At 68.2% G+C, this 10046-nt stretch carries 10 protein-coding genes; 5 read left to right on the top strand and 5 right to left on the bottom strand.

The window, feature by feature from the left end; all coding sequences use genetic code 11:
* Together G3I65_RS52465 and G3I65_RS52460 are read right to left on the bottom strand one after the other, a co-directional pair.
* A partial coding sequence (locus tag G3I65_RS52465) for a hypothetical protein (protein WP_160703595.1) occupies window positions 1-927 on the bottom strand: 927 nt, incomplete at its 3' end.
* 18 nt (window positions 928-945) lie between these two features.
* Window positions 946-1998: a polyprenyl synthetase family protein gene (locus tag G3I65_RS52460; protein ID WP_160703621.1), complete on the bottom strand. Its 1053-nt coding sequence runs from the start codon at window positions 1996-1998 to the stop codon at window positions 946-948.
* A gap of 254 nt (window positions 1999-2252) precedes the next feature.
* On the opposite strand from G3I65_RS52460, the gene G3I65_RS52455 reads away from it, so the two are divergent.
* Window positions 2253-2897 carry a hypothetical protein gene (locus G3I65_RS52455; RefSeq protein WP_163046911.1) on the top strand — a complete coding sequence of 215 codons (645 nt, stop codon included), beginning with the start codon at window positions 2253-2255 and terminating at the stop codon, window positions 2895-2897.
* 81 nt (window positions 2898-2978) lie between these two features.
* Here the strand turns inward: G3I65_RS52455 and G3I65_RS52450 are convergent, their stop codons facing one another.
* On the bottom strand, window positions 2979-3983 hold the full coding sequence (locus G3I65_RS52450; RefSeq protein ID WP_160703593.1) for a hypothetical protein: 1005 nt from the start codon (window positions 3981-3983) through the stop codon (window positions 2979-2981).
* A 459-nt stretch (window positions 3984-4442) separates the two neighbouring features.
* On the opposite strand from G3I65_RS52450, the gene G3I65_RS52445 reads away from it, so the two are divergent.
* Genes G3I65_RS52445 through G3I65_RS52430 form a run of 4 tightly spaced genes read left to right on the top strand, consistent with a single transcriptional unit; the run spans window position 4443 to window position 7567 of the window.
* Window positions 4443-4868 (top strand): hypothetical protein, encoded by a 426-nt coding sequence (locus tag G3I65_RS52445; protein ID WP_160703591.1) that lies wholly within the window; start codon window positions 4443-4445, stop codon window positions 4866-4868.
* A complete protein-coding gene (locus tag G3I65_RS52440) occupies window positions 4868-5494 on the top strand; it encodes a DUF3558 domain-containing protein (RefSeq protein WP_160703589.1) in 627 nt (208 codons plus the stop codon). The genes G3I65_RS52445 and G3I65_RS52440 overlap by 1 nt, the downstream gene beginning before the upstream one ends.
* On the top strand, window positions 5494-6786 hold the full coding sequence (locus G3I65_RS52435) for a PPE domain-containing protein (RefSeq protein WP_160703587.1): 1293 nt from the start codon (window positions 5494-5496) through the stop codon (window positions 6784-6786). Before G3I65_RS52440 ends, G3I65_RS52435 begins: the two co-directional genes overlap by 1 nt.
* Window positions 6787-6814: 28 nt before the next feature.
* Window positions 6815-7567 (top strand): ESX secretion-associated protein EspG, encoded by a 753-nt coding sequence (locus G3I65_RS52430; protein ID WP_309236090.1) that lies wholly within the window; start codon window positions 6815-6817, stop codon window positions 7565-7567.
* Here the strand turns inward: G3I65_RS52430 and G3I65_RS52425 are convergent.
* Window positions 7475-8365 (bottom strand): helix-turn-helix transcriptional regulator, encoded by an 891-nt coding sequence (locus G3I65_RS52425; protein WP_160703599.1) that lies wholly within the window; start codon window positions 8363-8365, stop codon window positions 7475-7477. The two genes, G3I65_RS52430 and G3I65_RS52425, sit on opposite strands and share 93 nt — an antisense overlap.
* A 111-nt stretch (window positions 8366-8476) precedes the next feature.
* Window positions 8477-10045 carry an NADH-quinone oxidoreductase subunit NuoN gene (nuoN, locus tag G3I65_RS52420; protein ID WP_160703583.1) on the bottom strand — a complete coding sequence of 523 codons (1569 nt, stop codon included), beginning with the start codon at window positions 10043-10045 and terminating at the stop codon, window positions 8477-8479.
* Window position 10046 lies beyond the last annotated feature (1 nt).

Below are 10046 nucleotides of genomic sequence, written 5' to 3'. Positions count from 1 at the left end.
GCGCCGCTCGACCGTGCGCATCGACGGCTGGATCGGCTGGGGCGCGTCGAAGCCGCCCCGGACGGTCGCCTCGCGCGGCTGCCGCTTCGGCAGCACCTGGGTCGCCTCGGCCGGCGTCTCCGGCGGCACGTCGAGCTCGCCGCCGGTCGCCTCGTCGCCCCCGAACGCGTACTGCGGCGGCTCGGTCTCCTCCGGCTCTTCCTCCGGCGCGGCACCGGCGGGCACGCTGAGGTACCGCGTGCGCTCGACCGGCTCCTCGAACGCCGACCGCTCGGCGGGCGGCTCGTGGTCGAACCAGTCCGGGTCCGGCGAGTGGGGCTCCTCCGACGGCGACTGGAACAGCGAGCCCGCCGTCGAGTCCGGGTCGAGCTGCTGCTCGAGGCGCGAGAGAGCCGGGGAAGCAGGCTCGGGCTCGTCGTCCGGGACCAGGTACTCCGCCGCGGCGGAGCGGTAGGGGTCGGCCTCCGGCTCCGTCTCGGGAACCGGCGTCAGGAACTGCGTGGCCGCGGCCCGGTACGGGTCGTCGCCGTCCGCGGGCTCCGGCTCCGGCTCGTAGGCCGCCTCGCGCTCGGGCTCCGGCGCCGTCCGAGCCGGGACCTGCGAGTCGAGCTCGGCGAAGTCCTGGTCGATGTCGTCGTGGACGTCGTCGCGGTGGATCGGCGGCGTCGCGAGCAGGGTGCCCGGGTAGGACGTCTCCTGGCGGGACGGCTCCGGCTCGGGCCGCGGCTCCGGCCGCGAGAACACCTGGGTGCCCGCCGCGCCGGCGTTCGCGGGCGTGCGCGCGGCGTCGGCGTGGGCCTGGGCCAGCGCGCTCTCGAGCTTGCGGACGCTCTTGCGGAGCGGCAGCACCAGCACCAGCCAGGTGAGGAACACCCCGACGAAGAACGCCGCCAGGCTCCACAGCCAAACCTGTCCGAAAATGGACATCTTTCTCTGCCCCTACGTTCAGTGCGTGCGCGCGACCAGGTAGTCGGCGACCGACTCGCAAGCGTCCCGGGCGGGTGACGCGGGCAACGCGGTGAGCTCGGCTCGCGCGCGCTGAGCGTAGTCGGAAAGGGTGACGCGTGCGCGTTCGAGTCCGCTACTGGCCCGCAGCAGCTCCAGCGCCTCCTGGACGAGGGCGTCGTCGCCGATCGGGCCGGACAGCAGTTCGACCAGCCGGGGGTCGGTCGCCGGGTCGGCCAGCGCGTACAGCATGGGCAGCGTCCGGACGCCTTCGCGCAGGTCGGTGCCCTGCGCCTTGCCGAGCTCGTCGGACGGCGATGCGATGTCGATGATGTCGTCGGAGATCTGGAACGCGGCGCCGATGATGTCACCGAAGCGGCGCAGCGCCTCGATGTGCTCCTCGGCGGCGCCGGACATCATCCCGCCGAAGCGGCCGGACGTGGCGATCAGCGAGCCGGTCTTCTGCGCGATCACGGTGAGGTAGTGCGCGACGGCGTCGTCACCCGGTCCGGGGCCGACGGTCTCCCGCATCTGGCCGGTGACCAGCTCACCGAAGGTCTCGGCGATGATCCGCGCGGCGTCCGTGCCGAGGTCGGCGACCAGGCGCGAGGCGTGCGCGAAGAGGAAGTCGCCGGTGAGGATGGCGATGGTGTTGTCCCAGCGCGAGTTGACGCTCTCGGCGCCGCGCCGCATGTCGGCCTCGTCCATGACGTCGTCGTGGTAGAGCGTGGCGAGGTGCACCAGCTCGACCGCGGCGGCGGCGATCACGACGTGGTCGTCCTGCTTGGGGCCGAACTGCGCGGACAGCAGCGTGAACAGCGGGCGGAAGCGTTTGCCCCCCGCCTCGACCAGGTGCGACGCGGCGTCGTTGACGGCCTGGACGTCACTGCGGACGACCTCGCGCAGCAGCTTCTCGACGTCGGCCAGGCCACCGGCGATCGTGCGCAGGAGGGCTTCGTCGTCGATCCGCAGGCCGACCGACGCGCGCAGGTCCTCGAGCGCGCCACCCGGCGCAGCGGGGAGGGATCCCGCCCCGGGGGCTGGGGAAGGCACAGACACGTCGGCTCCGCTTCTACTCGTGCACCGGTCGGGTTGTCCCTTGAGCGTAGTGGCTACCCCGCGCGGTCGTTTACCCGCTGTCCAGCGGAAACGGTGACGAACATGACACCCGGCCGGGTCACCGGAGGGGGTGGTTCATGATCCACGAACGGGTGGTTGGCGATTTCGGGCGCAACGGACGTCTCCGGCGAGCGGATATTCAGCCTTGAGGACCGGCGGCTCTCCCGGTCGGCAAGGAGGACAGCGACATGCGCACCACCACCGCTCTCGCCGGAGCGCTGCTGGCGGCCGGACTCGCGGCGACCGCGACACCGGCCCAGGCCAGCCCCCAGCCCGGCGTGGCCAACATCGGCTCGGCCACGTTCACGAAAGCGGGCTCGACGATCACGGTCCCGACCCAGGGCCACTGCTCGATCGACGGCCCGACCACCGCAACAGCCCAGGTCGTCATCAAACCGGGCATCACCTTCGGCGGCGGCACATCGTCCTGCACGACCACGGTGACGGACCCGGACACGGACGCGACATCGACCCTGTCCACGGCAACGGGCAAGAACTTCGAACTCTCAGCCCTGGTGAGCACCGGCGGCCCGAGGGTGAAGCTGTCGACGTTCACGGTGAAGTGCGCGGCAACCCAGACCCAGACGAGCGCGAACTGGTCGTTCGGCGGCATGTCGGGCATCCCGAACCCGCCGAGCCCGGTGCCGGTGGGGTACGTGTCGCCGATCAAGAAGTCGAACGGAACGGTTTTGGCGAACGCGGTGTTCAACATCCAGAACCTGCCGGGTGACGGGAGTATCGGGCTCACGATGCTGCGCATCGATTTCCTGCCGGCGTCGGGAATCAGCGGTCAGGTGGTGCTGGGACATACGTCCTGCTCGCCGACGCCTTGAGTTTTCGCGGGGGCGCCACGGCTGGGGACGAGCGGGAGGACGGCCGTGGCGCCCTCGATGTCGTGATCGCTCTCGGCCGGGTCAGCGACCTGGTCGGAAATAGTGTTCCAGAACTGAGGCGACAACAGCCTTTGCCTTCAGCACGACCTCGGCCGGCAAAGCCGGCTGACCATCCGTGTCGATGCCGCGCTCCCGCTCGGCACTGATCTGAAGCCGCACCTGCCCCCTTCGCCCGAGGTCGCCGTAGGGGGACGCGTAAACCGAGTACTCATTCCCGGCCAGATTGCGGAAGACCACGGCCGGCTTCTTGCCAAGGGTGACGATCTGCCGGTCGGTCCAGAGGTTCGGATCAGAACCGAAAATGCCGGGATGGTCACCCGAAGCCGTCGCACCGGCTTCGACCTGGAGACGGTGCTGCGGCTCGACGAACCAACAAGCCCCGGGCGTCGCCACGGGTTCGAACGCGTTCCCGAAGGCCGTCGCGACGGCTGCCCGGAACACCGCGCATTCGACGTTCGGATCGCGCGCTCCCGCATCGAGCAGGGCGTCCACCCCGCCGACCGGCACCTCGACGTCGACGGCGGGGTCGCAATCGCGTCCGTCGGTGTTGACGACCATGTTCGCGCAAGCCCCGACCCGGCCGGAATCCTGACCGCCGGGCGGGTAAACGAGGTCTTTCGGGAGTGAGCGGGCACCCGCGGTGGCGAATTCGCGCACGATTTCACAGTGGGCGTTGTCTTCCCGCGCACCGTAGGCGATTTCGAACCGCACCGCGCGGACGAAGCTGACCGGAACGAGCACGCTGCAACCGACGACCTGCCCCTTCACGCGGCGCTCCGTCTGGTAGCCCTTCACGCCCGACAGATCGACGATCGCACCATCGTTTCGCAGCGAGGCAGTTTCCGGAGGCTCGTCACGAACGGTGATCAACGCGAAGCCGTCTCGCAGGAGTTCGCACTGGCGCCGGCTGTCGAAGACCCTGGCTTGCCGCGCGACCGGCGCACTACCCGGCGCCTTCCGGCGGTCGTAGACACCGAGGTCGATCAGCGTGCACAGGTCCAGGGCCGCGAGTGCGGCATCGACCACCTTTGCGTCCCGATCCGCCGGCCGAGATCGCTTCGGGTGCCACGGCACTGGGGACGGCGCGTGACGCGTCGCCTCCGAGGTCTCGCCGGCACAGCCCGAGGAAACCAACAGACATGCCACGAGGGCAGCGGCGAGCTGTCGCAGGGAACTCATTACACAGAGTGTGCACACCGATTTCCCTGTCGGCCAGCAAACGGCTTCTCTTCCGGGCGAATTCAACCGAACTGATTATCACGTAATGTCACTACGTTCCTGCTCGTCATTCCGGAAGGAACGGATCTTCTTGCAAGAGGGAACTGACGGGCGGGAACCCTGGTAATCTCCGACACGTCGAACTACGCAGGGTGCCCGGGGTGGAGCACCCTGCAGCCAAGGGGAGAGCAACAGTGACGACGACGGCTTCGGGGCGCCTCAGCCCTGTCACACCCGGTCGGTTCGAGCCGACAGGGGTGCAAGACGATGCCTGACGGCCAGCCACCGGTCTACGACCCGAACACGCGGCGGGCACCGCTGACGCCGGTCACCCCGCACGCGGGGACGTACGGGGGCACTGCGGGGGTGGGTGCGGGCGGCCCGGGCTTCAAGTACGACAGGGCGACGCTGGAGCAGCTCGCGAAGGACTGGAACAGTCTCGCCGACGAGTTCCGCGACGACCTTGCAAAGGCGAACGTCATAGCTGGCACCCGTGGCCCAGGAAGGGAGTACGCCAGCGACGGTAACGCGGAGATGATCCGCGCATCGGGGTCAGCTTTGGTCACGACTCTGTTCGAACGACAGCGATTTTGTCGAGAGGTGGCGAACAAGTTCAATGCAGCATTGGGCAAATACGCCACGACTGAAGACGCCCACAGCACCGAAATCAAGCAGACCGGAGGCAGCCTCTAATGCGCCGCACGCTCATACTGCTCAGCGCATCCTTGCTGACACTCACTGCTTGCACGACCAAGAACGACGGCACTCCGTCGCCCTCCGGCCACACCCCTAGCCAATCCATTTCGCCCGACTCCACCGACAACGTGCCCGGCCCAGGAGTTCCAAAGGTCGAAAAGCCGATCGACATCGCGCATTTCAAGCAGACGCCCTGCGATGCGCTTACTGCCCCAGAAGTCACCGAACTGCTCGGCTCTGGAGTTACACCCAAACCCGAAGTGGCGGGCACAGCAGGCCCTCAATGCAGATGGGATTCACCAAGGGTTTCACAAGCTGGGGTCGGTGTAATATTCACCAGCGTCGACAAACGGGGAATTACTCGTGTTTACGAGGCCCAAGGGAAAGAATATCCATTCTTTAAACCTTTGCCACCAGTAGATGGTTATCCCATCGTTGCATATGACGCTTCAGGAGATCAAACAAGTCACGGCAACTGTACTGTTGCACTCGGGACAAGCAATGAACAGACTGTCGATATCGATGTCACTTTATCGGAGGAGAACGTCGGCAAGAAGGATCCCTGCGCCGCCGCACACGACGTGGCAGCACAAATTCTGAACAACCTGCGAAAGGCGAAGTGATGGCAGCCGAAGGACCGCTGACCGCTGCACAGATCTTTGAGCAGATCACCGGTGGCGCGGGGACTCAATCGCTCGCCGACGCGCAGGACAGCTCCAACTACCTGACCCGGCGGATGGTCGAGCGGGCCGAGCGGATCAACGCCCTCCGGGCCAAGACCATGAGCGGCTGGCAGGGCGGCGCCGGAAACTCCGCCGCGGACGCGACCGCGCCACTGATCCAAGCCGCGATGGACGACGCCATTCACCTCCGGAACGCGCAGACCGCGGTCGGAGCACAGATCGGTGCCTTCGGGACCGCGAAGAACTCCGTGAAGCCCGTTGCGGCTCAGCCTCCTGAAATCACCGCCAAGGACGTTCTCGACACGTTCACGGGCGATGGCAAGTCGTACCAGACCAAGGTTGCGGGCTGGCAGGCCGACAGCCAGGCCAACATCGACGCCTTCAGCGTCTACCACGCTGCCAGCACCACCAACGGCACGCAAATGCCCGCCCAATACGCCCAGATGACTGACTCCGGTGCGCCGATCACGATGGATACCGGGACGCCGCCGCCCACCGGCAGGACCACCGGGACCGATACCGGGTGGCGAGCGCGAGACCGGCAGCAGACTCGTCAGCAAGTTGTGCCGGACCAGACTCAGTTCCGGCCCGGCACGCAGACCGGGCAGAACCAGACCGGACAGAACCAGATCGGGCAGGACCAGACCGGGCAGGACCGAACCGGGGGCAGCCAGAACGGCCAGAACCAGAACCAGGTCGGCGCCCGGCCGCCGGGAAGCGTTGCTCCGGCTGCTTCGGATGGCACGCACGCCAACAGCTACGTCCCCAACCCCGTCATGCCGCCCGCAGCCGGCGGTGGGTACCAGTTCGGGCCGACCGGGCAGCCGATCAGCTCGCTCGGACCGGGTGGTTCCGGTCCGTTCGGGCCCGGAACTGAGTTCGGGCCCGGCAGTGGGTTCGGTCCCGGCTCGGGTAGCGGCGGCTACCGCGGGACCGGCAGCGGCGCCGTGAACGAACCGGGCGCGCGCGGACTGGGTCCCGGCTCGGGCTCGGGGCGGGGCGTGCCTGGCGAACGCATTGCCGGTGGGCGGCCCGGTGCGGTCGGCGCCGCCGGTGGGCGGGGTGCCGCTGGAATGCCCATGGGCGCCGCCGGCGGGCAGGGCAAAAAGGAAGAGGACAAGGAGAAGAAGGCCGCGGCCTATCTCCGCAACCCCGATCCGGAAGGCATCTTCGGTGGCGACATCGAAAAGCCGATGCCACCCGTGATCGGCGAAAAGCGCTCGCAGCGCTAGCACCACACCAAAGGGGAGGAAACGCGTGGTGCGCAACCAAGTTGAACTTTCGCTGGACACGCTGCTGACCGCGATGCGGCAAGCAGGATGCGGTGAACCGCATCAGGTTTTCGCCGGTGGACTGCGGTACATTCCGCCGTCCTCGGCGAGCCGGGTGAACCGGGCGGCGTTCGAGGAACTGAGCGAATACGGATTCACCCAGGGTGACAGGTTCACGGCGGAATTCGAGGAGATCCTGCACCTGCTCGACCGGCCGGCGACCGAGTACTTCGCCTACGCGCGCGACATGGACGAGCAGCGCGGCGTACTGGTCGCCGTCCAGGGGCGGTCGGCGGTCGCCGCGCGGTGCCAGGGCGAACGTGTCTGGCTCAAGACCGTTTCGCCGGACAACAGCCCGGTCGACGCGCTGATCGCCAACCTGCCGCAGTACGCCCCGGCGCGCTTCACGCCGTTCTCGTTGCTCCAAGAAGAGTTTCGGCGGGAAGAAGAAGTCGACGACATTTACGACAACGGCCCGACACGAAGCCGCGACGCCCGGCAGCTCGACAAGATCTTCGGTCAGCCCTACTACGGCGTCGGCCAGTTCTACGCGGCCAAGCGCCGCCCCGGCGAGCCTAGGACGATGACCCGGGATTCGCTCAGCTACCTCGACGTCGACTCCGGACGCGTCGCCATGACACTCACGGGCTCACCGGGCCACCGGTACATCAGCGTGCTGCCCGGTGAGCCAGGCCTGCTGGCCCAGAAGGTCGCCGGACTGCGGGCGAGCCTCGACCACTGACTCGTACCGGCCGGCGAGCTGCTCGATCAACCGCCGCGACCGCATCGGGTCGAGCGCGACCGAGTCCAGCGTGGCCACCGCACGAACGTAGGGCTCGACATGGGCAGCCTGGTCGAAGACCAGTCCGTAACCGGGCTGCTCGACGTAAACCAGCGGGCGCGCGTCGGCGAAGTCAAGCAGCTCGAAGCCCGCGGGATGGCTGCCGGCGCCGAACGGTACGACGCGCACCTCGACCTGCGCGCGCTCCGTCATCGCGGCCAGATGCCTCAGTTGGTGCGCCATCAGCCGAGGGCCGCCGGCCACGCGGTGGAGCGCTGCCTCGTCGACGTAGGCCAGCAGCATCGGCGCGGACTTGCGGGCGAGCACCGTCTGGCGCTCCGACCTGAGGTCGGGAGCGTCCGGCAACGAGCCTGCGTACCTCGATGTCTGCAAGAGCACCGGGATCGAGTTGACCGTGGACTCGACGATCCGAACCGCTTCGGCTTCATACCGCGCAAGGATCTTGGCCTGCTCGGATACGTCCGCGGACCGCATCTCCAGCCAGACCGGGCGATCGGCCTCGCGTGACATCTCGAGCAGTTTGGTCCGCCGGGCCCCAGTCACCTGGTAGACCGCCAGCAATGCGGCGACTTCTTCGCTCGAAGCGTTGCGCAGGCCGGTTTCCATGCGGCTCAGCGTTGCCTCGGACCACCCCAGTTTGGCCGCCACCTCGACCATGGCGAGCTTGCACGCCCGGCGTTCGGCCCGCAATCCCTCGGCAAGACCGCGAGCCCGCGGCTTGGGTTTCGATCTCGGCACGCCGAAGAGCTTGGCACACCGAAAGGGAAAGCCGAGCAAAGACAACCCGTCCTGGGCACAGAACGAAGGCCACCATCAGAGGTCCTGATGGTGGCCTTCGGAAGATGAAACTCAGAGCGCGAAGCCGCCCGCACCGGCCCACCCCAGCGCGAACGCCGGCACCAGGCCCAGCACCAGCGTCACCGCCGTGCCCAGGAAGATCGCCGTGCCCGTGCCGAAGCCTGGGACCGTTACCGAGGGGCCGTCGGCGGCCGGCTCGGAGAAGTACATCAGGACGATCACGCGGAGGTAGAAGAAGGCTGCCACCGCGCTGAACACCAGGGCCACCACCACCAACGGCGCCATGCCGTCGGACAGCGCCGCCGAGAACACTACGAACTTGCCCACGAAGCCCGACGTCAGCGGGATGCCGGCCAACGCGAGCAGCAAGAACGTGAACACCGCCGCCAGCAACGGAGACCGCTTCGCCAGGCCGGCCCACGCCGAGAGGTGTGTTGCCTCGCCTGAGGAATCGCGGACCAGGCTGATCACGCCGAACGCCGCCAGCGTCGTGAAGCCGTACGCCAGCAGGTAGAACAGCGTGCTGGACAAGCCATCGCGAGTCATCGCGATCGCGCCCACCAGCAGGAAGCCCGCGTGGGCGATCGACGAGTACGCCACCATGCGCTTGACGTCCGTCTGCGTCAGGCCCAGCACCGCGCCGATCACCATCGAAATGATCGCCACGCCCCACAGGACGCCGCGCCACTCCCAGGAGGTCGACGAGAACGCCACCGACAGCACCCGGAGGATGCCGCCGAAGGCCGCGACCTTCGTGCACGCCGCCATGAACGCCGTCACCGGGGTCGGGGCGCCCTGGTAGACGTCCGGGGTCCAGGTGTGGAACGGGCCGACCGAGCCCTTGAACAGCAGGCCGACGACCAGCAGGCCGAGGCCGGCGAAGAGGAGCGTGTCCGAGCGGTCCGAACCGGCTGCCGCCGCGGCGATGTCGCCCAGCTTCACCGAGTTCGCGTAGCCGTAGAGCAGGGCCAGGCCGTACAGGAAGAACGCCGAGGAGAACGCGCCCAGCAGGAAGTACTTGACCGCCGCTTCCTGCGAGAGCAGCCGGCGGCGACGGGCGAGGCCGCACATCAGGTACAGCGGCAGCGACAGCACTTCCAGCGCGATGAACATCGTCAGCAGGTCGTTCGCCGCGCAGAACGCCATCATGCCGCCGAGGGCGAACAGCGTCAGCGGGAACACCTCGGTCTGCATGACCGTCGCCGTCTGGGCGCGGTCCTGGACCGTGCCCGGGCGGATGCCGGCCTGCGCGACCAGCGCGCCGCCCGGCTCGACCACGCGGTCCGAGATCAGCAGCACCGCGCCGAGGGCCAAGGCGAGCAACGTGCCCCAGAGGAACAGCGCCGGACGGTCGATCGAGATCGCGCGGCTGAACGTCGTGACGCCGCCCGCCGGGGCGGACCCGGTCGCGTAGACGACCAGTGCGATGCCGGCGCCGACGATCGCGAGCAGGCTCAGGATCACCTGCGAGCGGAACCGCGAGCCCTTCGGGAAGAACGCCTCGACCAGCACGCTCAGGCACGCCGCGCCGAAGACGATCAGCACCGGCAGCACGGCCGGGTAGTCGACCGACGGCACCTGCACCGGCTGCGGTGCCTGGGTCAGGAGGATGTCGAGCACG

The sequence above is a fragment of the Amycolatopsis sp. SID8362 genome, from assembly GCF_010550475.1.
Taxonomy (GTDB): domain Bacteria; phylum Actinomycetota; class Actinomycetes; order Mycobacteriales; family Pseudonocardiaceae; genus Amycolatopsis; species Amycolatopsis eburnea.
This window is presented reverse-complemented; position numbering and strand designations above follow the sequence as displayed.

Coding starts and splice junctions, on each gene's coding strand:
- G3I65_RS52440 (WP_160703589.1), top strand. CDS start 4,868: ATGCGCCGCACGCTCATACTGCTCAGCGCATCCTTGCTGACACTCACT.
- G3I65_RS52435 (WP_160703587.1), top strand. CDS start 5,494: ATGGCAGCCGAAGGACCGCTGACCGCTGCACAGATCTTTGAGCAGATC.
- G3I65_RS52445 (WP_160703591.1), top strand. CDS start 4,443: ATGCCTGACGGCCAGCCACCGGTCTACGACCCGAACACGCGGCGGGCA.
- G3I65_RS52455 (WP_163046911.1), top strand. CDS start 2,253: ATGCGCACCACCACCGCTCTCGCCGGAGCGCTGCTGGCGGCCGGACTC.